Origin of the sequence: Nonomuraea sp. NPDC005650 (assembly GCF_040605375.1) — a bacterium.
Lineage (GTDB): Bacteria > Actinomycetota > Actinomycetes > Streptosporangiales > Streptosporangiaceae > Nonomuraea.
The window spans coordinates 15594-37202 of the sequence record NZ_JBEXCR010000048.1; the positions used below are offsets into that span (position 1 = coordinate 15594).

The 21609-nt window shown below is 70.6% G+C and carries 18 protein-coding genes; 9 read left to right on the forward strand and 9 right to left on the reverse strand.

What is annotated here, in order from left to right; translation table 11 throughout:
• Positions 1-107: 107 nt before the first annotated feature.
• From ABZS69_RS53485 to pdhA, 3 genes are read right to left on the reverse strand one after another with little or no spacing between them, the layout of a single operon-like run.
• Complete coding sequence (locus ABZS69_RS53485; RefSeq protein ID WP_355388730.1) at positions 108-1514, reverse strand: dihydrolipoamide acetyltransferase family protein; 1407 nt, start codon at positions 1512-1514, stop codon at positions 108-110.
• Between the two features lie 15 nt (positions 1515-1529).
• A complete protein-coding gene (locus tag ABZS69_RS53490; protein ID WP_355388732.1) occupies positions 1530-2510 on the reverse strand; it encodes an alpha-ketoacid dehydrogenase subunit beta in 981 nt (326 codons plus the stop codon).
• Positions 2507-3601: a pyruvate dehydrogenase (acetyl-transferring) E1 component subunit alpha gene (gene pdhA, locus ABZS69_RS53495; protein WP_355388734.1), complete on the reverse strand. Its 1095-nt coding sequence runs from the start codon at positions 3599-3601 to the stop codon at positions 2507-2509. The genes ABZS69_RS53490 and pdhA overlap by 4 nt, the downstream gene beginning before the upstream one ends.
• A gap of 292 nt (positions 3602-3893) precedes the next feature.
• On the opposite strand from pdhA, the gene purS reads away from it, so the two are divergent.
• The 4 genes from purS (at position 3894) to purL (ending at position 7813) form a co-directional block, all read left to right on the forward strand.
• Positions 3894-4139, forward strand: coding sequence for a phosphoribosylformylglycinamidine synthase subunit PurS (gene purS / locus ABZS69_RS53500; protein ID WP_355388736.1), 246 nt, complete (start codon positions 3894-3896; stop codon positions 4137-4139).
• Between the two features lie 168 nt (positions 4140-4307).
• On the forward strand, positions 4308-4745 hold the full coding sequence (locus ABZS69_RS53505) for an ATP-binding protein (protein WP_355388738.1): 438 nt from the start codon (positions 4308-4310) through the stop codon (positions 4743-4745).
• Between the two features lie 138 nt (positions 4746-4883).
• A complete protein-coding gene (gene purQ, locus ABZS69_RS53510) occupies positions 4884-5567 on the forward strand; it encodes a phosphoribosylformylglycinamidine synthase subunit PurQ (protein WP_355388740.1) in 684 nt (227 codons plus the stop codon).
• Positions 5564-7813 carry a phosphoribosylformylglycinamidine synthase subunit PurL gene (purL, locus tag ABZS69_RS53515; RefSeq protein ID WP_355388742.1) on the forward strand — a complete coding sequence of 750 codons (2250 nt, stop codon included), beginning with the start codon at positions 5564-5566 and terminating at the stop codon, positions 7811-7813. The genes purQ and purL overlap by 4 nt, the downstream gene beginning before the upstream one ends.
• Before the next feature lie 52 nt (positions 7814-7865).
• On the opposite strand, the gene ABZS69_RS53520 is transcribed toward purL, so the two are convergent.
• Positions 7866-8792, reverse strand: a complete 927-nt coding sequence (locus ABZS69_RS53520) for a hypothetical protein (RefSeq protein WP_355388744.1) — start codon at positions 8790-8792, stop codon at positions 7866-7868.
• A gap of 194 nt (positions 8793-8986) precedes the next feature.
• On the opposite strand from ABZS69_RS53520, the gene ABZS69_RS53525 reads away from it, so the two are divergent.
• The 3 genes from ABZS69_RS53525 to ABZS69_RS53535 are packed head-to-tail and all read left to right on the forward strand — an operon-like array spanning position 8987 to position 13213.
• Entirely contained in the window at positions 8987-10999 is a 2013-nt protein-coding gene (locus ABZS69_RS53525) for an adenylate/guanylate cyclase domain-containing protein (protein WP_355388746.1), read from the forward strand.
• 33 nt (positions 11000-11032) lie between these two features.
• Positions 11033-11695 (forward strand): Crp/Fnr family transcriptional regulator, encoded by a 663-nt coding sequence (locus ABZS69_RS53530; RefSeq protein WP_355388748.1) that lies wholly within the window; start codon positions 11033-11035, stop codon positions 11693-11695.
• A 48-nt stretch (positions 11696-11743) separates the two neighbouring features.
• Positions 11744-13213 carry an MFS transporter gene (locus ABZS69_RS53535; protein WP_355388750.1) on the forward strand — a complete coding sequence of 490 codons (1470 nt, stop codon included), beginning with the start codon at positions 11744-11746 and terminating at the stop codon, positions 13211-13213.
• Here ABZS69_RS53535 and ABZS69_RS53540 read toward each other — a convergent pair.
• The gene (locus tag ABZS69_RS53540; RefSeq protein ID WP_355388752.1) at positions 13174-13920 is read right to left on the reverse strand and encodes a methylenetetrahydrofolate reductase; all 747 of its coding nucleotides are present in this window, start codon (positions 13918-13920) and stop codon (positions 13174-13176) included. The genes ABZS69_RS53535 and ABZS69_RS53540 overlap by 40 nt on opposite strands.
• Before the next feature lie 10 nt (positions 13921-13930).
• Positions 13931-14569 (reverse strand): TetR family transcriptional regulator, encoded by a 639-nt coding sequence (locus tag ABZS69_RS53545; RefSeq protein ID WP_355388884.1) that lies wholly within the window; start codon positions 14567-14569, stop codon positions 13931-13933.
• 96 nt (positions 14570-14665) lie between these two features.
• Between ABZS69_RS53545 and ABZS69_RS53550 the strand changes: the two genes are divergently transcribed.
• Positions 14666-16054 carry a DHA2 family efflux MFS transporter permease subunit gene (locus ABZS69_RS53550; RefSeq protein WP_355388886.1) on the forward strand — a complete coding sequence of 463 codons (1389 nt, stop codon included), beginning with the start codon at positions 14666-14668 and terminating at the stop codon, positions 16052-16054.
• Here ABZS69_RS53550 and ABZS69_RS53555 read toward each other — a convergent pair.
• A complete protein-coding gene (locus ABZS69_RS53555; RefSeq protein ID WP_355388754.1) occupies positions 16021-17895 on the reverse strand; it encodes an ABC transporter ATP-binding protein in 1875 nt (624 codons plus the stop codon). The two genes, ABZS69_RS53550 and ABZS69_RS53555, sit on opposite strands and share 34 nt — an antisense overlap.
• Before the next feature lie 35 nt (positions 17896-17930).
• Positions 17931-19994 (reverse strand): PhoX family phosphatase, encoded by a 2064-nt coding sequence (locus tag ABZS69_RS53560; RefSeq protein WP_355388756.1) that lies wholly within the window; start codon positions 19992-19994, stop codon positions 17931-17933.
• Between the two features lie 129 nt (positions 19995-20123).
• On the opposite strand from ABZS69_RS53560, the gene ABZS69_RS53565 reads away from it, so the two are divergent.
• Positions 20124-20546 carry a sterol carrier family protein gene (locus ABZS69_RS53565; protein WP_355388758.1) on the forward strand — a complete coding sequence of 141 codons (423 nt, stop codon included), beginning with the start codon at positions 20124-20126 and terminating at the stop codon, positions 20544-20546.
• Positions 20547-20576: 30 nt separating this feature from the next.
• On the opposite strand, the gene ABZS69_RS53570 is transcribed toward ABZS69_RS53565, so the two are convergent.
• On the reverse strand, positions 20577-21572 hold the full coding sequence (locus tag ABZS69_RS53570) for a hypothetical protein (protein WP_355388760.1): 996 nt from the start codon (positions 21570-21572) through the stop codon (positions 20577-20579).
• Positions 21573-21609 lie beyond the last annotated feature (37 nt).

Genomic DNA, 21609 nt, shown 5'->3' on the forward strand with positions numbered 1-21609 from the left:
ATCAGATCGCGACGGCGTGACTCTGTACGGGATGGGTGCGGGTGTCCCCGGCCTACGGCGATCGCCGGGGGAGGGGTCCTCCCGGCGGTCGCCGTAGGCTTTCGCGGCTAGCTCCAGGCCAGCAGGTGCAGCGGGTCCTCCAGCATGTCGCCCACGTCGCGCAGGAACATCGAGCCCAGCTCGCCGTCGACGATGCGGTGGTCGAACGACAGGGCCAGGGTGGTCACCTTGCGCACCGCCAGCTCGCCGTCCACCACCCACGGCATGTCCCTGATCTGGCCGACGGCGAGGATGGCGGCCTCGCCGGGGTTGAGGATCGGGGTGCCGGCGTCGACGCCGAAGACGCCGACGTTGGTGATGGTGAAGGTGCCGCCGGCCATCTCGGCCGGCTGGGTGCGGCCCGCCCTGGCCGTCTCCGTGAGCTCGGCCAGCCGCCCGGCCAGCTCGGGGAGCGACAGGGCGTGGGCGTCCTTGACGTTGGGCACCACCAGGCCGCGGGGCGTGGCGGCGGCTATCCCCAGGTTCACGTAGCGCTTGACCACGATCTCCTGCGCCGCCTCGTCCCACGACGAGTTGATCATCGGGTGGCGTTTGACGGCGGTGAGGACCGCCTTGGCCACCAGCAGCAGCGGCGACACCTTGACGTCCGCGAAGTCCCTGAAGCCACGCAGGCGCTGCACCGTCTCCATGGTGTTCGTCACGTCGAGCTGGAGGAACTCGGTGACGTGGGGGGCGGTGAAGGCGCTGGCGACCATGGCCTGGGCGGTCATCTTGCGCACGCCCTTGACGGGGATGCGCTCCTCCGGCCGCTCGGACACGACCTCGACGACCGGCGCCGCCTCGACGGCCGGGGCCGCCCCGGCCTCCGCCGCGGCGTGGACGTCATCGCGGGTGATCGAGCCCTGGGGGCCGGTGCCGGTGAGGGTGGACAGGTCGACGCCGAGGCCCCTGGCCAGCTTCCGTACGGGCGGCTTGGCCAGGACGCTGACCCGGCCGCCGGCGGGCGGCGGGACGGGGGCGACGGCGGGGGCGCCGTTCGCCTCCACGCGGGCGGGGTCGGCCGCCGGGATCGCCGGAGTGCCGGAACCCTGGGGCTTGCGGGGGCGGCGCTTGGTGGCGCCGGTCTTGACGCCGTAGCCGACCAGGACCGCCTGACGCTCCTCCTTGGGGGCCGGGCTGCCGTGGGCGCCGGGCTCGACGGCCCCATCCGCCGGAGGCGTGGGCACCAGGTCCTCGGCCAGGGCCTTGGTCTCCTCCGAGACGGGAGCGCCGCCCTCGGAGGTCTCCACGGTGATGATGGGGACGCCGACGTCGACCGTCTGGCCCTCTTCGGCCAGCAGGCCGGCGACCACCCCGTCCCAGGGGATCGGGAGCTCGACGATCGACTTGGCCGTCTCGATCTCCACGACGATCTGGTTGACCTTGACCGTGTCGCCCGCCTTGACGTGCCAGCGGACGACCTCGGCCTCCGTCAGCCCTTCGCCGACGTCCGGGAGCTTGAACTCTCGTCGCATGAGAACCCCGCCCCCTCAGAACCCGAATGACCGGTCGACGGCGTCGAGCACCCGGTCCAGGTCGGGCAGGTAGTGCTCCTCCAGCTTCGACGGCGGGTAGGGGGTGGAGAAGCCGCCGACCCTGAGCACGGGCGACTCCAGGTGGTAGAAGCACTGCTCCGTGATCCTGGCGGCCAGCTCGGCCCCGAAGCCGCTGTTGACCGGGGCCTCGTGGACGACCACCACCCGTCCGGTACGGCGCGCGGCCTCCATCACGGCCGGCTCGTCCAGCGGGTTGAGCGAGCGCAGGTCGATCACTTCGAGCGAGCGGCCGTCCTCCTCGGCGGCCGTGGCGGCCTCCAGGCACGTCTTGACCATGGGGCCGTACGCCAGCAGCGTGACGTCCGTCCCGGGCCGCACGACCCGGGCCGCGTGCAGCGGCGGCCACCAGTCGGTGGAGCCGGTGTCGATGTCGGCCTTCTCCCAGTAGCGCCGCTTGGGCTCGAAGAAGATCACCGGGTCGTCGCTGCGGATGGCCTGCTGGATCATGGTGTAGGCGTCGGCCGGGTTGGAGCAGGACACGACGCGCAGCCCGGCCGTATGGGTGAAGTACGCCTCGGGCGACTCGCTGTGGTGCTCGACCGCGCCGATGCCACCGCCGCACGGGATGCGTACGACGACGGGGAGCTTGATCGCGCCCAGCGAGCGCATCGGCATCTTGGCGAGCTGCGTGATGATCTGGTCGGCGGCCGGGAAGACGAACCCGTCGAACTGGATCTCGCAGACCGGCCGGTAGCCGCGCAGCGCCAGCCCGATCGCGGTGCCGATGATGCCCGACTCGGCCAGCGGCGTGTCGATGACGCGGTCCTCGCCGAAGTCCTTCTGCAGGCCGTCGGTGACCCGGAAGACGCCGCCCAGCTTGCCGACGTCCTCGCCCATGATGAGGACCTTGGGGTCGTCCTCCATGGCTTTGCGCATGCCCTCGTTGAGCGCCTTGGACAGGCTCATGACCGTCATTTGGCGAACCCCTCCAAGTAAGCGGCGAACTGGGCGCGCTCCTGGTCCATCAGGGCGTGGGGCTCGCGATAGACGTGGTCGAAGATATCGAGCGGCTGGGGGTCGGGCATGGCCAGGCAACGCCTGCGCAGGTCGGCCCCGAGCTGGTCGGCCTCGGCGTCGACGGAGTCGAAGAACGTCTGGTCGGCGTGCTCGTTCTTGAACAGGTACGACCTGACCCGCTCGATCGGGTCCTTGAGCTTCCACGCCTCCAGCTCGCTGGCCACGCGGTAGCGCGTCGGGTCGTCGGTGGTGGTGTGGGCGCCCATCCGGTACGTGAACGCCTCGATGAGCGTCGGCCCCTGGCCGGTGCGGGCGGCCTCCAGCGCCTTCCTGGTCACGGCCAGGCAGGCGAACACGTCGTTGCCGTCCACCCTGATCCCCGGGAAGCCGAAGCCGGAGGCGCGCCGGTAGAGGGGGATGCGGGTCTGCTTCTCCAGGGGCTCGGAGATGGCCCACTGGTTGTTCTGGCAGAAGAACACGATCGGCGCGTTGAAGACGCTGGCCCAGATGAACGACTCGTTCACGTCGCCCTGCGAGGTGGCGCCGTCGCCGAAGTAGACGATCGTGGCGGCGCTCGCGTCGTCGCGCTGGATGCCCATCGCGTAGCCGACCGCGTGGAGGGTCTGGCTGCCGATCACGATCGTGTACAGGTGGAAGTTGTGCTCCTTGGGGTCCCACCCGCCGTGGTTCACGCCTCTGAACAGGCCGAGCAGTTTCACCGGGTCGACGTCGCGGCACCACGCCACGCCGTGCTCGCGGTAGGTGGGGAAGGCCATGTCGGAGTCGGTCAATGCGCGGCCCGAGCCGATCTGGGCCGCCTCCTGGCCCAGCAGCGAGGCCCAGATGCCCAGCTCGCCCTGGCGCTGCAGCGCCACGGCCTCCAGGTCGATGCGCCGTACGAGGACCAGGTCGCGGTAGAGCGACCGGACCTCCTCATCGGTCAGGTCGATGTCATAGTCGGGGTGCTCTACCCGCTCGCCCTCGGGGGTGAGCAGCTGGACGAGCTCCGGAGGTGCGTCAGAGGCACCACGAGAGGCGTCGACTGTCACGAGACCTCCTTCGGCCTCGTGACACCTGTGCTGTGTCTATCGATGACCTCGACAAGCTCGGTCATGAGCCACTCCTGTGCGTAAGGGCGGGTCCTCGATGGGGTTGCCACCTCGGGCCGGCCTTCCAAGCGAGGAACCATCTGGTGGTGGTTCGTACGCGTTTGGGGACATCGTGGCAGACGTCACAGCCCTGCGCGCAAGCCCCATGTCCTCCCCGTTCCCGTTGTGTCGACAGCCACACGCGCCGGTAGGCTGTGCTTCCCAGTCACCCACCGCACCCTGGAGGAACGCAGTGGCCCGCGTCATCGTGGACGTCATGTTGAAGCCCGAGATCCTCGACCCGCAGGGCCAGGCGATCGCCAGGGCGCTGCCCAGGCTCGGCTTCTCCGGCGTCTCGGCCGTGCGCCAGGGCAAGCGCTTCGAGGTCGAGCTCGACGGCCCGGCCGACGAGGCGGCGCTGGAGGAGGTCCGCAAGATGGCCGAGACCCTGCTTGCCAACACGGTGATCGAGGACTACAGCGTCCGGGTTGAGGAGTAGGGGAGATTTGGTGGCCGGATTCCCCCCTGGACGGTTAAAGAGGGGTTCCGCGGCGCCACAATGCCACGGGCATGCCAACACTAAATAACAACAACGTGATTTTGCGGTTAGCCCCGTTTTCACAGGGAAACCTACTCCAGGTGACATTCTGGCGCCCGGAGGAGTCCGGTGGATATTGAGTTCTCGTTGGCACTGCCTCGGGATGCGATCGGCATACCGATGGTCAGGCGAGTGCTTGGGGATGCCATGCGTTCACTCAACGTGAGCGAGACGTGCATCGCCGACATGCTGCTCGCCGTCTCCGAGGCGTGCTCCAACGCGGTGCGGCACGGGGGTCCAGCCAACCGCTACGAAGTGAGCGCGGCGATCGGCTATGGCCGCTGCGACGTGCGCGTCGCGGACAACGGCGACGGCCTGCCGACGATGCCGCCGCACTTCCCTCCGCCAGACACGGAGAACGGCCGCGGCCTGCTGATCATGCGCTCCGTGGTCGACGAGATCTCTTTCGGCATCACGCCCGGCCGTGGCACCACCGTCCACCTGCGCAAGCACCTCGCCTGGGATGACGCGGCCGACGCCCGTCACCGCGAGCTGGCGGCCGTCTGATCTGGGCCTTCGCCCGACGCACGAGCCGATGTGGACCACCCGGCAGCACCCGATAATCTGAAGACACCGCCGCAGACCACCGTCCACCCGAAGAGACGGTGGCGCGTGCGCGCGCATTCCTCGGAGGGGACGACTGTCATGAGCGCTGCCCGTGTGGGCGTAGTCACGTTTCCAGGAACTCTCGACGACCAGGACGCCGCCAGGGCCGTACGCCTCGTGGGCGCGGAGGCGGTGCCGCTGTGGCACGCCGACCACGACCTGAAGGGAGTCGACGCCGTCTTCCTGCCCGGCGGCTTCTCCTACGGCGACTACCTGCGCTGCGGCGCGATCTCCCGGTTCGCGCCGCTGATGGACGAGCTCATCCCGGCCGCCAGGGCGGGGCTGCCCGTGATCGGGACCTGCAACGGGTTCCAGATCCTCTGCGAGGCCCACCTGCTGCCCGGCGCGCTGACCCGCAACGCCTCGCTCCACTACGTCTGCCGTGACCAGCGGGTCCGGATCGAGCAGACGGACACCTCCTGGACCGGTTCCTTCGAGCCCGGCCAGGAGATCGTGCTGCCCGTCAAGCACGGCGAGGGCCGCTATGTGGCCTCCGAGGACACCCTGGCCGCGCTGGAGTCGGGCGGCCACGTGGTCGTGCGCTACGTCGACGGCAACCCCAACGGCGCGCTCAACGACATCGCGGGCATCCGGAACGAGGCGGGCAACGTGGTCGGCCTCATGCCGCACCCCGAGCACGCGGTCGAGGACCTGGTCGGCGCGCCCAGCACCGACGGCCTCGGGTTCTTCACCTCCATCCTCAAGAAGCTGGTGAACGTATGACGGACAGTGTGAAGCGGGCGGGAGAGACGCCTGACGAGCCGATGCCCTTCGCCGAGCTGGGGATGAAGCAGGACGAGTACGACCGGGTCAAGGAGATCCTGGGTCGCCGTCCCACCGGCTCCGAGCTGGCCATCTACAGCGTCATGTGGTCCGAGCACTGCTCGTACAAGTCGTCCAAGGTGCATCTCAAGCAGTTCGCCACGAAGGCTCCCAAGTCTGAGGCGCTGCTCGTGGGCATGGGCGAGAACGCGGGCGTGGTGGACATCGGCGACGGCTGGGCGGCCACGTTCAAGATCGAGTCGCACAACCACCCGTCCTACGTCGAGCCGCACCAGGGCGCGGCCACCGGCGTCGGCGGGATCGTCCGCGACATCATGTCGATGGGCGCGCGCCCGATCGCGGTGATGGACGCGCTGCGCTTCGGCGGCGCGGACGCCGTCGACACCCGCCGGGTCCTGCCCGGCGTGGTCGAGGGCATCAGCCACTACGGAAACTGCCTGGGCCTGCCCAACATCGGCGGCGAGGTCGTCTTCGACCCCTGCTACATCGGCAACCCGCTGGTCAACGCCCTGTGTGTGGGCCTGCTCCGCAAGGACCAGATCAAGCTGGCCACCGCTCCCGGCCCGGGCAACAAGGTCGTGCTGTTCGGCGCGTCCACCGGCCCCGACGGCATCGGCGGCGCCTCCGTGCTCGCGTCGGCGACCTTCGAGGACGAGTCGCACGCCAAGCGGCCCGCCGTGCAGGTGGGCGACCCGTTCATGGAGAAGCTGCTCATCGAGTGCTGCCTGGAGCTGTACGCGGCCGACGTGGTCGTCGGCATCCAGGACCTCGGCGCGGCCGGGGTGTCGTGCGCGACGACCGAGCTGGCCGCCAAGGGCACCGGCGGCATGCACGTCGACCTCAACCTCGTCCCGCTCCGCGACCCCTCGCTCAGGCCCGAGGAGATCCTCATGAGCGAGTCGCAGGAGCGGATGATGGCCGTGGTCCGGCCCGACGACATCGCGGCTTTCATGGCGATCTGCGACAGGTGGGACGTCCCCGCCACCGTCATCGGCGAGGTCACCGACACCGGCCACCTGGTCATGACCTGGGACGGCGAGGTCATCGTGGACATCCCGCCGGGCACGGCGGCCGACGACGGGCCCGTCTACGAGCGCCCGTACCACGAGCCGTCCGGGCAGGCCGCGCTCAACGCCGACACGCCCGACCGGCTGGCGCGGCCCGAGGACCTGCGGGCCACGCTGTTCCAGCTCCTCGGCTCGCCCAACCTGGCCTCCAAGGAGTGGGTGACCTCCCAGTACGACCGTTACGTCCGCTCCAACACCGTGCTGGCCCAGCCGGCGGACGCGGGCATGCTGCGGATCTCGGAGGTCATCGCCGGCGCGGAGCCGACGACCAGGGGCATCGCGCTGTCCACCGACGGCAACGGCCGTTACGCCAAGCTCGACCCGTACGCGGGGGCGCAGCTGGCGCTGGCCGAGGCGTACCGGAACGTGGCCGTGACCGGCGCCAAGCCGCTGGCCGTGACCAACTGCCTCAACTTCGGCTCGCCCGAGGACCCCGAGGTCATGTGGCAGTTCGCCGAGGCCGTGCGCGGCCTGGCCGACGCGTGCCGCACCCTGGGCGTGCCGGTGACCGGCGGGAACGTCTCCTTCTACAACCAGACGGGCTCGACGGCCATCCACCCCACGCCGGTCGTGGGCGTGCTCGGCGTCATCGAGGACGTCGCCAAGCGGGTGCCGTCCGGGTTCACCGCCGAGGGGCTGAAGGTCGTGCTGCTCGGCGACACGCACGAGGAGTTCGGCGGCTCGGAGTGGGCGCACGTCGCCCACCGCCACCTGGGCGGGCTGCCGCCCAGGGCCGACCTGCACGCCGAGCAGGCGCTGGCGACCGTGCTGGTCGAGGCCGCCAAGAGGGGGCTGCTGGAGGGCTCGCACGACCTGTCGGACGGCGGGCTGGCCGTCGCGCTGGCGGAGTCGTGCCTGGCGCGCGGCATCGGGGCCTCGGTGGCGCTGAGCGGGGACGCCTTCACCGACCTGTTCAGCGAGTCGGCCGCGCGGGCGCTGGTCGCGGTGCGGCCGGAGGCCTACGAGGAGTTCGCGTCGCTGTGCGGGCGCCACGAGGTGCCCTGCTACGGGCTCGGCGTGACCGGGGGCGCTTCGCTGGTGGTCGAGGGCGTGTTCGACGTGCCGGTCGAGGAGCTGCGGGAGACGCACTCGGCGGCCCTGCCGGCGCTGTTCGGCTGACGGTTCCGAAGAGGGCCGGTACGGGACGCCCGTACCGGCCCTCTTTCGCGTGTTACGCCTGCTTCAGGCAGACGACGTAGACGGTGCCGCTGACGCTGGTGCCCTGGTTGCCGCCGGCGGTGTAGGTGTTGTTACCGCCGCCGTTGTCGTCCTTGGCCACGCTCACCGTCCACCCGCTGCCGCCGCTGGGGGCGCTGCTCATGACGATGGCGTTCTTGAGGGTGTTGAACGAGAAGCCGCCGCCGGTCGCCATGCCGCCCTGCCCGCAGCTGGCCGTCGCGGAGCCGGTCGAGTTCAGGGACGCGGTCTTGGTGTAGGAGGTGTAGCTCGCGCCGTCGCCGGACTCACCCTTCGGCCCCTGCGGGCCCTGAGGGCCCCGCGGGCCCTGCTCGCCCCTCTCGCCCTGCTTGCCGGGGAGCCCGTCCTTGCCGTCCTTGCCGTCCTGGCCGTTCCTACCGGGCAGGCCGTCCTTGCCAGGCAGGCCACCCTTGCCGTCCTGCCCGTTCTTGCCAGGCAGGCCGTCCTCGCCGTTCTTGCCAGGCAGGCCGTCCTCGCCGTTCTTGCCGGGCAGGCCGTCCTTGCCGTCCGCGCCCTTCGGCCCCTGCGGGCCGGTCTCGCCCTTGGGGCCCTGGGGACCGGTGTCGCCTTTGAGGCCCTGCGGGCCCTTCAGGCCCGTCTCACCCTTCGGCCCCTGCGGGCCGGCCGGGCCGGTCTCGCCCTTCGCGCCCGCCGCGCCCTGCTCGCCCTGCTGGACCGTCGTCTGGGAGGCGCCGCCGATCAGGATCCGCACCTCCGTCTTCCGGCACTTGGTGTCGGGGTTGACGATGCGGGCGTACCGCGTCTTCTTGTGCACGCAGGCGTGCACCTCGCCGGCGGCCGACGATGCGGTGGCGACGCCTCCGACGGTGAGGAGCGAGGCGGCCAGCGCCCCCACGGCGGCGAGGGTGAGCGTGCGCCCACCGCGAACCTTGTTAGCCACGGCTGTCCTTCCAGAACACGTGATGCTCATGTTGTCCACGAGATTCACGTTTCAATCGTTCCAAGAGATGACAGAAACTACATAACGTATCTGTCACGAAACGGAGGGTTACTGACCGGATTGACAGGATTCGGCGACTGCGGTGAGTAAAACGACGCATTGGCGGCGTCGATCTCGGGTGGATAATCGGGTCTGTGTCAACCCCCTACCTGCCTCCGGCCACCCAGCCCGTCCGCGGCGTGGTCTGGGGAATCCACCTGGTGCTCCCCCTGCTGGGGCTCTGGCTGCTGCTCGCCCAGCCGGACATCAACATCATGTGGCAGCACAACGCCAGCCACTTCTGGATGATCATCACCGTGGCCGGGATCAACGTGGTCCTCGGCGTGATGATCAGCGAGGCGTCGCGGCGTCGTCAGGACGCCCGGCTGTTCCTCGTGTCCATGGTCTTCCTGAGCAGTGCCGGCTTCTTCTTCATGCACGGCCTGGCCACCCCGCAGATCATCCTGCCGATCGGCTCGCTGGGCTTCGACGTGGGCCAGCAGGTGGGGCTCTCCGTCTCGGCGGCGTTCGCGTTCGCCTCGGCGCTGCCGCTGGGCGCGGAGGCCGCCAAGAAGGTGCTGGACGCCCAACACCTCATCCGCTCGGTGCTGTTCGGCTTCATGGTCCTCTGGGGGATCACGTCGCTGGTCCCGGGGCTGACGCCGCTCAGCGAGCCGCCGATGGCCTCGCCGGTCGACTGGCTGGCCTGGGCCTCCGTGCCCGGCGTCCTGCTGTACGGCGCGGCGAGCGTGATGATGTTCCTGCTGCACCGCAAGCGCCCGTCGGCCATGCTCATCAGCCTGATCACGGCGTACGCGCTGCTGGCCGAGGCCATGGTCGCCGGGATGTCGCAGCTCAACTGGCACCTGTCCTGGTGGGAGTGGCACGTGCTGCTCACGCTGGCCTTCGTCTTCGTGGCCTACAGCGCGTACCTGCAGTTCAGGCGGGAGGGGTCGAGCGCGGGCCTGTTCGACTCGGTGACGCTGGCGGCGACCGTGCGGCGCATCCAGCAGGACTACGACAAGGCCCTGGAGGAGCTGGTCGAGCACGTACGGCGGGGCGAGCCGCTGGCCGCGACCCGGATGTCGGGCAAGTTCCGGCTCAACGAGAGCCAGGTCGCGGTGCTCGACCGGGCGGGCGAGGCGCTGGCCCACGAGCGCGAGCTGTCCGGGCGGCTGGCCGCCCTGGTGGCCGTGAGCGCCCAGACCCGGGTGGGCCTGCCCGAGGACCAGCTCCTGGCCACGGCCCTGGACCGGGTGCGGCAGGCGTACGGCGACGTGAAGATCGGCCTGGTCGCGGAGGGCAAGGCGGAGATCGGCTCGCGCGGGTACGAGTTCGCCGACAACCAGCCCATCAAGCGTGACAACCTGCTGGCCTTCCCCCTGACGGTCAAGGGCCACCTGGCGGGCGTGCTGGAGGTGCCCGTCGGGCGCACGCACCAGGACGAGGCGCTGGCCGCCACGCTGGCCGGGCAGCTGTCCATCTCCCTGGAGAACGCCCGCCTCTACCAGGAGCTCGACACGCTCTTCCGGCAGTACATGTCGCCCGACGTGGCCAACGCCCTGCTGGCCGACCCGGCGCAGGCGGCGCTGGGCGGCGAGCTCAAGGAGCTGACCGCGCTCTTCGCCGACCTCAAGGGCTTCACGACGTTCTCCGAGAAGGTGACGCCGGGCGAGATCGTCGAGATGCTCAACCGCTACCACACGGCCGCCGTCCCCTGCATCCTCAACAACGGCGGCACGATCGTGCAGTTCGTCGGCGACGCGCTGCTGGCCCTGTTCAACGCCCCCGCCGCCCAGGCGGGCCACGCGCGGGCCGCCTGCAAGGCCGCGCTGGAGATGCAGCGGGCCGCCGCCGAGGTGGCCGAGGAGATGGCCTGGAAGCGGGTGGACGACGTCCCGTGGCCGACGTTCCGGGTGGGCGTCAACACCGGTCCCGCGCTGGTCGGCAACATCGGCAGCCCGGAGCTGCGCGGCTTCAACGCCATGGGCGACTGCGTGAACGTGGCCGCCCGGCTGGAGGGCATCGCCGAGCCGGGCACGGTCGTCATCGGGGAGACGACGCTCAGGCAACTGGGGCGTGGCGCGTCCGTGAACCCTCTGGGGCCGCTCAGCCTCAAGGGCAAGGAGGAGCCGGTCGCCGCCTATGTTCTGACTGATTTGCAATAGAAGGGTGACTCCCGTAACGACATAATCGTGCGCATGGAGCCAGAGTCCGGCGAGTTTCTGTCCATGCTCACCGATGAGGAGACAGCGGCCCTGCGCGCGGCCGGCCGACCGCGGCGGTGGGATCGCGGCACCACGGTGATCAACGAGGGCGACACGTCCGACTGGGTGCTCGTGCTGATGGAGGGCCGGGTCAAGTGTTCATCGCACACCAGCGCCGGCACCGAGGTCGTGCTGGCCGTGCGCGGCCCCGGCGCGCTGCTCGGGGAGATGTCGGCCATCGACGGATCGCCCCGCTCGGCGACGGTGACCGCGCTGGAGCCGATCTCGGGCATCGTGGTGCGGGACTTCTCGTCGTTCCTGGAGGCCCACGGGCGCATCGCGGTGCTGCTCATGCAGCTCGTCACGGGCAGGCTGCGGGACGCGGACAGGAAGCGCATCGAGTACGGCGCGTTCGACACCACGGGCCGGGTCGCCACGCGCCTGCTTGAGCTGGCCGACCGGTACGGCGAGAAGACCAACAGCGGGGTGCGCGTGGCGCTGCCCCTGTCGCAGGACGAGCTGGCCGGATGGACGGGCGCCTCCCGCGAGGCGGTCAGCAAGGCGCTGCGCACGCTGCGCGACCGGGGGCTCATCGAGACCGGGCGGCGGCGCGTGGTGATCCACGACCTCGACGGCCTGCGCAAGAGGGCCCGCTAGCCCCGCCCACCGGATCCCGTACGTACGCCGTACGTCATAGTGGAGGGCATGGTCGCGGTCATTCCTCACGACGCCAGCCGATTACGTTACGCCTGGCAGGTCTGCGCGGTCACCAGCCTGGGGTTGGTGCTCATCGGCATCGCCGGCAGCACGCTCAACGTCGCCCTCCCCACGGTCGTGCGGCACTTCCACGCCGACGCCCTGGAGTCGGGGTGGATCCTCCTGTCGTTCCTGCTGGTGAACACCGCGAGCCTGGTGTTCTTCGGCCGGGTGGCCGACCTGCTGGGCAGGCGGGAGGTCTACCTGACGGGGTTCGCGATCTTCACAGTGGCCTCGCTGCTGGCCGGGCTGTCGCCGGGCGTGTGGTTCCTGATCGCGATGCGCGTGCTGCAGGCGATCGGCGCGGCGATGATCCTGGCGAACGGCACGGTGATCATCACGGACGCGTTCCCGCCCGACCGGCTGAGCCAGGGCATGGGCGTCTACATCGGCACGTTGTCGGTGGCGCAGCTGGCCGGGCCCACGCTGGGCGGGCTGATCGCGGAGACCGCGGGCTGGCAGTGGATCTTCTGGGTGAACGTGCCCGCCGGGCTGGCCGCGCTGACCGTCGGGGCGGTGCTCCTGCGCAGGATGCCCAGGCGGCCGAAGGAGCCCGTGGACGCGCTGGGCAACGTGCTGCTGTTCGCGGCGCTGGCGGCGGTGCTGCTGGCGCTGTCGGAGGCGGGCTCGGGCGGGTTGTCCAGCCCGGTGGTGCTGACGGGGGCGGCGGTGTTCCTGGTGCTGCTGCCGCTGATCGTCCTGGCCGAGCGGCGCTCCTCGAACCCGGTGCTGGACCTGCGGCTGTTCGGCGGGCGGCTGCTGACCTACGCGAACCTGGCCTCGTTCTGCAACGCCCTGGCCCGCTCGGCGCTGATCCTCGTGGTGGCGCTGTACTTCCAGGCGGCCAGGGGCGTGGACGCGTTCGCGGCGGGGCTGAGCGTGCTGCCGGTACCCGTCGGGATCGGGCTGGCCTCGCCGATCGTGGGCCTGCTGGGGCGGCGGGTGTCGCCGTACGCGCTGTCCATCGGCGGGGCCGTGCTCAGCGCCCTCGGGCTCGGGACGCTGATGCTGACCGCCGATCCCGCCACGCCGTACTGGGTGATCGGGATCGGCCTGTTCGTGGCCGGCTGCGGCAGCGGAACGTTCCTGACCGGCAACACCACCCAGGTCATGCGGGCGCTGCCGACCGGCAGCCTGGGCGTGGTCAACGGCTTCCGCGTCATGATCATGAACGTCGGCATCGTGATCAGCGTCGGCCTGTCGCTCAGTGTCCTGACCGCCGCCGTGGGGCCCGGGCTGCGGGCCCAGGTCTACGCGGGCACGTTGTCCAGGCTGTCACCGGTGGCCGTGGGACAGCTCATGGACGGCTTCCAGCGCGCGTACGCCGTGCTGTTCGCCGTGGCCCTGGCAGGCGCGCTGTTCGCGGCTCTGGCGCGCTCTCAGAGGGCCGCGGAGAGCCTGGACTCCACGTCGCGGTAGCGGGAGACCGGGATGAGGTGCACGCCGTCGAAGGCGCCCGAGTCGCGCAGGGCCAGCACCTGCTCGCAGGCCGCCTCCACGCCCGCCATGCGGTCCGCGGCCACCTTCGCGATCAGGTCCTCCGGCAGGTCGATGTCGGGGATGGCGGCGGCCAGCATCCTGGCGTGGCGCTCGCTGGCCAGCACCATGACGCCCGCGTAGACCGGCACGTCCACCTGGTGGGTCTCGCGCCAGCGCAGCTGCGCCTCCAGCGAGAAGCCGACCTGCAGGAACAGGAAGTCGGCCGCGCGCTTCCACGCCGGCAGCGAGCGCATCGAGGCCGCCGCGCCCAGCCGCATGCCGGGCGAGAACTCCCGGGCCTCCTCGATCATCGAGCGCACGGTGAGGTCGCTGGTCCGGTTGCCGCTCGTGGGCTTGTCGCCGTACACGAACAGGAACTGGTCCACCCCGTACGCCGCCGCCGTGAGCAGGTCGCGGCGGAAGCCCAGCAGGTTGCGGTCGCGCGAGTTGAGGCAGGCGATGCCGCGCCCGCCCATGGCCTCGACCTCGTGCGCCACCGCCACGCTCGACACCGTCGCGCGCCCGATGTGGTTGTCGGGGATGAGGAACGAGTGGGCGATCTTGCTCATTGTGCCGATCTGGTGCCTGACGTGCTTCAGATCGGGCTTGGTGGGAGGTTCGATCTCGCAGATCAGCTCGAAGGACATGATCGAGACTCTAACCTTCGGGCGCGAGCGCCTCTATGCCGCCGAGCACGAGGTCGACGCCGAACGTGTCGTACAGCCCCTGCTCCGTCCCCCTGACCAGCGGTGAGGCCATCTCGACCAGGTGCGGGTACGTCTCCTCGGGCAGCGACCGCAGGCCCGCCAGCTTGACCCTGGCCACGCTCGGGTCGACGGCCTTGGCGTGCGTGGGGGCGTCGGCGATGGCGATGGCGCTCTGCAGCACGTATTTGCTGATCAGGCAGCTCTCGTCGACGCCGAACCCGGCATCGCGAGCCAGGCCGAGCGCCTGGTTCCAGACGGCCAGGAAGTTCGGGACCTCGATGGGGTCGATCTGCTCGATCACGCTCTTGGCGCAGGGATGCGCGCGCAGCGTCCCGATCAGCCCCTCGATCAGGTCGCGGAACTGCTCCCGCCACGGGCGCTCGTCGGCCTGCTTGGGCGCGAAGCCACCGATCAGGTGGTCGGCCATGCCGACGAGCAACTGCTCTTTGTTCTTGTAGTGCCAGTAGAGGGCCATCGGGGTCACGCCCAGGTCCGTGGCCAGGCGCCGGATCGTCACGGTGTCGAGCCCTTCGGCGTCACCGATCTCCAGCGCCCGCTCCGCGATCGCCTGCGCGGTCAGTTTTCCCATCACGGTTGACAACTATACGCCGTACAAGTTCAACTATACGGCGTACAAGTACGCTGTATAGGAGGAGATGTCGTGCGGTGGTGGGCGCTGGTCGCGGTGACCTTGGGCACCTTCATGACTTATTTGGATAACAACGTGGGCAACGTCGCGTTGCCGACGATCCAGCGGGAGCTCGGGCTGACGATCTCGGGGCTCGAATGGATCGTGAGCTCGTACATCCTGGTCTTCGCCGGGCTCATGCTGGTCGGCGGCCGGCTGGCGGACGTGTTCGGGGCCCGCAGGGTGTTCCTCGGCGGGCTGGCCGTCTTCACGCTGGCCTCGCTGGCGGCGGGGCTGGCCACGTCCGGTGCGGCGCTGATCGCCGCGCGGGCCGTGCAGGGGGTGGGGGCGGCGCTGCTCACGCCCACCGCGCTGACGCTGATCAGCCAGATCTTCCCCGACCCCGGCGAGCGCGGCAGGGCCGTGGGCGTCTGGAGCGCCGCGGGGGCGCTCTCCATGGCGCTCGGGCCGATCACGGGCGGCTTCATCAGCCAGAACCTGCACTGGGGCTGGATCTACCTGATCAACGTGCCGATCGGAATGCTGACGTTCGGCCTGGCGATGTGGGCGGTCAGGCCCGCGTTCACCCGCGTGCGGCACCGGATCGACCTGCCCGGGCTGGCCACCTCCGCCCTCGCCCTGTTCGCCATGACATATGCGCTCATCGAGGGTGAGAGCGCCGGATGGACCTCGCCGTCGATCCTGGCCGCGTTCGGCGTCTTCGCGGCGGCCGCGGTGGCGTTCGTGCTGGTCGAGGCGCGGGCGGCCGAGCCGATGATCGCGATCTCGCTCTTCAGGTCCAGGGTGTTCAGCGGCGGGCTGCTCACCAGCGGCGTCTGGGCGTTCGGCGTGTTCGGGATCTACTTCTTCAGCGCTCTGTGGCTGCAGAACGTGCTCGGCTTCTCCCCCACCCAGGCGGGCGCGGCGTTCGTGCCGATGGCCCTGGTCACCGCCGTGATGGCGATCCTGTCGCAGCGGATCAGCGCGCGCATCGGCATCGGTCCCGCGGTGGCGCTGGGGATGGCGCTCATGGGCACCGCGATCTACCTGCTCTCCGGCGTGGGTGCCGACGCCGGCTACGCCGACGTGACCCCCTGGTTGTTGCTGTACGGGCTGGGCGGCGGCCTGCTCGTGCCCCTGACGGCCGCGATCCTCGGCGGCATGCCCCGGGACAGGACGGGTGTGGCCTCGGGCGTCCTGAACGTGTCACGCGAGGTGTTCGGGCTGCTCGGCATCACCGTGCTGGGGGCGATCCTGAGCGCCAGGCAAAGCGGCAGCGACAAGGCGCCGCTGCTCGCCTTCCTGGACGCGTACCAGTTCACGCTGGTCATCGCGGCCGTCGTGGTGCTGGTGGCGGTCCCGGTCGCCCTCTACTCGCTGCGAGCCCGTTCCGAGGAGCAACTGGATGAGCCTCAGGCCACCGCTACCGTGGGCTCGTCGAACTGAGTGCGGTAGAGCTCCTCGTAGCGCCCGCCGGCGGCGAGCAGGTCGGCGTGCGTGCCGCGCTCGACCACGTGCCCGTCCTCGATCACCAGGATGAGGTCGGCGGCGCGGATCGTGGAGAGCCGGTGGGCGATCACCACGGCGGTCCGGCCTTCGAGCGCCTCCCCGAGCGCCGCCTGGACGGCCGCCTCGGAGGTGGAGTCGAGCGCCGCCGTGGCCTCGTCCAGGATCACCACCCTGGGCCTGGCCAGCAGCAGCCTGGCGATCGTCAGCCGCTGGCGCTCGCCGCCCGACAGGCGGTAGCCGCGCTCCCCCACGACCGTGTCGAGCCCGTCGGGCAGCGACTCGATCAGGGCGGCCAGCCTGGCCCTGGTGAGGGCGTCCCAGACCTCGTCCTCGCCCGCCTCGGGCCTGGCCAGCAGCAGGTTCGCCCTGATCGTGTCGTGGAACAGGTGGCCGTCCTGGGTGACCATGCCGAGCGTGTCGCGCAGCGAGTCGGCGGTCAGGTCGCGTACGTCCACGCCGCCGAGCCGTACGGCGCCGGAGTCGACGTCGTACAGCCTGGGCAGGAGCTGCGCGATCGTGGACTTGCCCGCGCCGGACGAGCCGACCAGCGCCACCATCTGGCCGGGCTCGGCCCGGAACGAGACGCCGTGCAGCACCTCGACGCCGCCGCGCGAGTCGAGCGTGGCGACCTCCTCCAGCGAGGCGAGCGAGACCTTGTCGGCCGAGGGGTAGGCGAAGCGCACGTCGTCGAACTCGACGGCGACCGGGCCCTCCGGGACCTCGCGGGCGCCGGGCTTCTCCTTGATGAGCGGTTCGAGGTCGAGCACCTCGAAGACGCGCTCGAAGCTGACGACCGCGCTCATGACGTCCACGCGGGCGCTGGCGAGCGCGGTCAGGGGCGCGTACAGGCGGGTGAGCAGCATGGCCATCGACACGAGCGCGCCGGGCGCGAGCTGGTCGCGCAGGGCGTAGAAGCCGCCGAGCCCGTACACGAGCGCCAGGGCCAGCGCCGAGACCAGCGTCAGCGCGGTGACGAAGACCGACTGGGTCATGGCGGAGCGCACGCCGATGTCACGCACCCGCCTGGCCCGGCCGGCGAACTCGGCCGACTCGTGCGCGGGCCGGCCGAACAGCTTGACCAGCGTCGCCCCGGGCGCCGAGAAGCGCTCGGTCATCTGCGTGCCCATGGCCGCGTTGTGGTCGGCCGCCTCGCGCCGCAGCCTGGCGATCCGGGTGCCCATCCGCCGGGCGGGCAGCACGAAGACCGGCAGCAGCAGGAGCGCGAGCAGCGTGATCTGCCAGGAGATGCCGATCATGGCGATGAGCGTCAGCACGAGCGTCACGACGTTGCCCGCCACGCCGGACAACGTGTCGGTGAACGCCCGCTGCGCCCCGATCACGTCGTTGTTCAGGCGGCTGACCAGCGCGCCGGTGCGCGTCCTCATGAAGAACGCGACGGGCATCTTCTGCACGTGGTCGAAGACGGCCGTACGCAGATCGAGGATCAGGTCCTCGCCCAGGCCCGCCGACAACCACCGGTTGAGCAGCCCGAGCCCCGCCTCCGCGAGGGCCAGGCCCGCGATCGCGAGCGACACCACCACGACCACGTCGAGCGGCTCGCTGTTGAAGATGGCGTCCACCACCCGGCCGGCGAGCAGCGGGGACCCCACCGCCAAGCCCGCCATCACCACGCTGAGCACCAGGAACAGCGTCAATTTCCGCCGGTGCGGGCGCGCGAACCCGCCGATACGCCGGAGCGTCGCCCTGGAGACAGGGCGACGCTCCTTCTGGTTGTTCATCGAATACAGCTGGTGCCAGGCGGTCATCTCCATGCTCATGGCATGGAACGCTATTGCCTCAAGTTAAGTTGAGGTCAAGCGCCGATCTTCTTGCCCTGGCCGTGCCAGACCACCGCGACCGACGGGCGCGGCTGGTCACCGTCGGGCCAGCGGCTGCTGGGGCTGTCGGGGGTCGCGCCGTCGGTCTCGCCGGGGTGCTGCACCGCGACGAAGACGCTGCGCTGGTCCGCGGTCACCAGCGGGCCGCAGGTCTCGGCGCCGAACGGGACGGTGAGGAACTGGCGCAGGTGGCCGCGGTCCTTACCGCGTACGGGCATCACGAACATGCCGTCGTTGCTGCCGAGCTGGTTGCCGTCCGTGGCGATCCACAGGTTGCCGTCACGGTCGAACGCCACGTTGTCCGGGCACGAGATCGGCGAGACCTTGGTCTTGTCGTAGCCGGCGAAGTAGGTGGTGGGGTCGCCCGGGTCGCCGCAGACCAGCGGGACCGACCACGCGAACGTCTTCTCGCCCGCGTCGTCGCGCTTCTCGACGATCTCCAGGATGTGGCCGTGCTTGTTCGACGGGCGCGGGTTGGCCTCGTCCACCTGGGCCGCGGTGCGGTTGGTGTTGTTGGTCAGCGCCACGTACACGCCGCCGGTGACCGGGTTGCGCTCCATGTCCTCCGGGCGGTCCATCTTGGTCGCGCCCACCTTGTCGGCGGCCAGGCGGGTGTAGACCAGGACCTCGATGGCGGTCATGCCGTCCACGTACGACTTGTCGCCCGAGACCAGCGGGATCCACTCGCCCGAGCCGTCGAACTCGCCGTCGGAGGGCAGCTTGCCGCTCCCGTCGATCTCGGAGGCGGGGCTGTTGCCGGTGAACTTGGCCACGTACAGGGTGCCCTCGTCCAGCAGCGTCCGGTTGTGCCGGTCGAAGCCGGGGATGTAGCGGTTCTTGGAGACGAACTTGTAGATGTACTCGAAGCGCGAGTCGTCACCCATGTAGACGACCAGGCGGCCGTCGCGGGCCAGCGTGGTGTTTGCGGCCTCGTGCTTGAAGCGCCCGAGCGCGGTGCGCTTGATCGGCGTGGAGTCGGGGTCGAACGGGTCGATCTCCACGACCCAGCCGAACCTGTTGGCCTCCTGCGGGTGCTTGGCCAGGTCGAAGCGCTCCTCCACCCGGTCGAACCTGCGGCTGCTCGACGGGGTGCCGGTGGTGATGGTGTAACGGGTGATGTACGGCTTCTGCTCCGCGGGCACCTTGTCGCCGTTGACGAAGTACTGGTCGAAGTTCTCCTCGGCGGTCAGCACGGTGCCCCAAGGGGTGGTGCCGCCCGAGCAGTTGTTCAGCATGCCGACGGGGTTGCGCCCCTGGGGGTCGGCGGCCGTCTTGAGCAGGTCGCTCCCGGCCGCGGGGCCCGAGAACTTCATGCGGGTCTGGGCGGTGATGCGGCGGTTGTAGCGGCGGCGGCCCTTGGTGACCAGCTTCCACTCGCCGGCGCCGGCCCGCTCGACCTCCACGACCGAGCCACCGTGCGCGGCCAGCGCGATCTTGATCTGCTCCTCGGTCGCGGCGGCGCCGCCCGTGTAACCGCGGAACATCAGGGCCTCGTTGGTGTACTCGTGGTTCACCCACAGCAGGCCGCGGTCGCGGCCCATCGGGAGGAGCATCACGTAGTCGCAGTTGTAGCCGAACTGCTTGGCCTGCGCGTCCGCGGTCTGGTTGTTGAAGTCGAAGGCCGGCGCGCCGGCCACGACGGGGTCACCCCAGCGCACGACCACGGAGGAGCGGTAGCCGTCGGGGATGGTCAACTTGTCGTCCTTGTTCGGCGCGACCGGGGTGAACCGGAGGTCGCCGGAGTTCCCGCCGCGGGCGAGCTCGGCCGCCTGCGTCTCGGGGTCGTCGGCCAGGGCCGGCACGGCCCCCGCGATGCCCGCGCCCGCCACCAGGGCGCCGAGCGCACCAGCGCGCAGCACGCCGCGGCGCGACAGCGCCTCCTTCACCACATCGCCGAAATAGGTGTTGTCACTGGTGTTCGCCACGTCATGCGCGCACGCGTTCCCGCAGCGGAACTGACACGTCATCGCGGAGCGACCGCCCTTGTGCGGGGTGGTGAGCAGCGGCAGGAGCCGCCCGCCCGCATTCGAGTTCGCCACAGATCCTCCATAAAAGTGCGCGGTTGTACGGCGGGCACGCTACGGCCGTTGTCAAAACCGGAGGTGAACGATGACCTCCGTCTTGATGAACGCTTCCAGGGAGACAATGGTGGGGTGCCACCACGCAAAATGGATCAGGAAAAGCTGAGATCGGCGCTCGACGGCCAGCTCGTCGCCCTCGACGAGCCTCCCTACGACGGTCCCGCGTCAGCGCTGCCCGACGCGCTCGTGGCCGCCGTGCTGGCCGCCTACGACCGGGGGCTCCAACCCGAGCGGGCCGCGGCCAGGCAGGCGGTGCGCTATCTGCTCGACCGGCTGGCGACCGCCGCGCCCGGCAGGACCGTGGAGGTACGCGTGCCGCCGTACGCCGCCGTCCAGGCCGTCGAGGGGCCCCGGCACACCCGGGGCACGCCGCCGAACGTGGTCGAGATGGACGGGCGCACCTGGATGGAGCTGGCCCTGGGCCGCCTCACCTGGGCGGAGGCGATGGCGAAGAACCTGGTGTCCGCCAGCGGGTCGCGGGCGGACCTGTCAGAGCACCTGCCGCTCTAGCTTCCTGTCGGCCTTCCTTATCGGCCTTCCTTATCGGCGGACGCCCATCCAGGGGAACTTGTCCTGGAAGCACTTGTCCGCGAGCGGGCTGGGCAGGGGGGCGCACTCCTGCACCACTTTCCAGAACCAGATGGCCACGATCGCGAACAGGACCAGCGAGAGCGCGCTGATCACGATGCCGGCGATGGCGCGGCCCCTGCCGACGCGCTTGGCGAGCGCCACGCAGCCGAAGACGATCGACAGGATCGCGGTGATCAAGCCGGTGAAGCAGACGAAGACGAGAAAGGGGCTGGCCACGCCGAGCACCAGCGACGCCGTGGCCAGGCCGCTGCCCGGCTGGGCCTGCTGGTAGGGGGCGCCGTAAGGGGGCGGGCCGTAGCCGGGCGGGCCGCCGTACGGGCTGGAGGGCATCGTGCCGGGGACGGCCGGCTCCTGCGGTGCGGTGCCCCGGTAGGTGCCGCCGTCGTCCAGCGCTCCCTCGTCCGGGGCCAGGTAGGGCGGCCGGTCGCCCTGCTCGTAGCGGGACGGCGCCGGCCTGGCCGGCGGCTCCCCCTGGGCGCCTCCCCAGCCGGGGTACGGCGGGGTGGCCCCGGGGATCGGATACGCCTGGGTCTCCTCGGCATCGCCCCTGGTGGGCGGGATGGCCTGGGTCTCCTCGGCATCACCACGGGTGGGCGGGATGACCTGGGTCTCCTCGGCATCGCCGCCCGTGGGCGGCGGGGCCTGGGGCCTTCCGGCGTCGCCCTCTGTGGGCGGCGGGGTCTCCGGAGAGGTGGGCAGGTCGGGATGGGTCGGCTCGCCGCCCGGCCTGGGCTCGTGCGTGGGCGGCACGTCGGGCCGGGGCACGACGGGCGGCGCGGGGGCGATCGGCTCCTCGCCCTCCTGAGCGGGCTCCCGCCGTTCCTCCTCCGGCTCGCCGTCGCGCCACCACTCGGGCGTGTGCCGGCCGGGCTCTTCCTCTTCCCGACGGCCTTCGCTCGGGTCCTGCCCCGGGCGGGGCTCGTTCGGGTCCCCAGGTGTGGTCATGCGTCTCCCCGACGGGTTCTACTGCCGGATACTTCAC

What these genes read in the sequence shown, in the direction of transcription:
- ABZS69_RS53540 (WP_355388752.1), bottom strand. Translation starts at nt 13,920, where the DNA reads ATGTCCTTCGAGCTGATCTGCGAGATCGAACCTCCCACCAAGCCCGAT.
- ABZS69_RS53570 (WP_355388760.1), bottom strand. Translation starts at nt 21,572, where the DNA reads ATGACCACACCTGGGGACCCGAACGAGCCCCGCCCGGGGCAGGACCCG.
- ABZS69_RS53565 (WP_355388758.1), top strand. Translation starts at nt 20,124, where the DNA reads ATGGATCAGGAAAAGCTGAGATCGGCGCTCGACGGCCAGCTCGTCGCC.
- ABZS69_RS53545 (WP_355388884.1), bottom strand. Translation starts at nt 14,569, where the DNA reads ATGGGAAAACTGACCGCGCAGGCGATCGCGGAGCGGGCGCTGGAGATC.
- ABZS69_RS53490 (WP_355388732.1), bottom strand. Translation starts at nt 2,510, where the DNA reads ATGACGGTCATGAGCCTGTCCAAGGCGCTCAACGAGGGCATGCGCAAA.
- purQ (WP_355388740.1), top strand. Translation starts at nt 4,884, where the DNA reads ATGAGCGCTGCCCGTGTGGGCGTAGTCACGTTTCCAGGAACTCTCGAC.
- ABZS69_RS53555 (WP_355388754.1), bottom strand. Translation starts at nt 17,895, where the DNA reads ATGAGCATGGAGATGACCGCCTGGCACCAGCTGTATTCGATGAACAAC.
- ABZS69_RS53485 (WP_355388730.1), bottom strand. Translation starts at nt 1,514, where the DNA reads ATGCGACGAGAGTTCAAGCTCCCGGACGTCGGCGAAGGGCTGACGGAG.
- ABZS69_RS53535 (WP_355388750.1), top strand. Translation starts at nt 11,744, where the DNA reads ATGGTCGCGGTCATTCCTCACGACGCCAGCCGATTACGTTACGCCTGG.
- ABZS69_RS53530 (WP_355388748.1), top strand. Translation starts at nt 11,033, where the DNA reads ATGGAGCCAGAGTCCGGCGAGTTTCTGTCCATGCTCACCGATGAGGAG.
- purL (WP_355388742.1), top strand. Translation starts at nt 5,564, where the DNA reads ATGACGGACAGTGTGAAGCGGGCGGGAGAGACGCCTGACGAGCCGATG.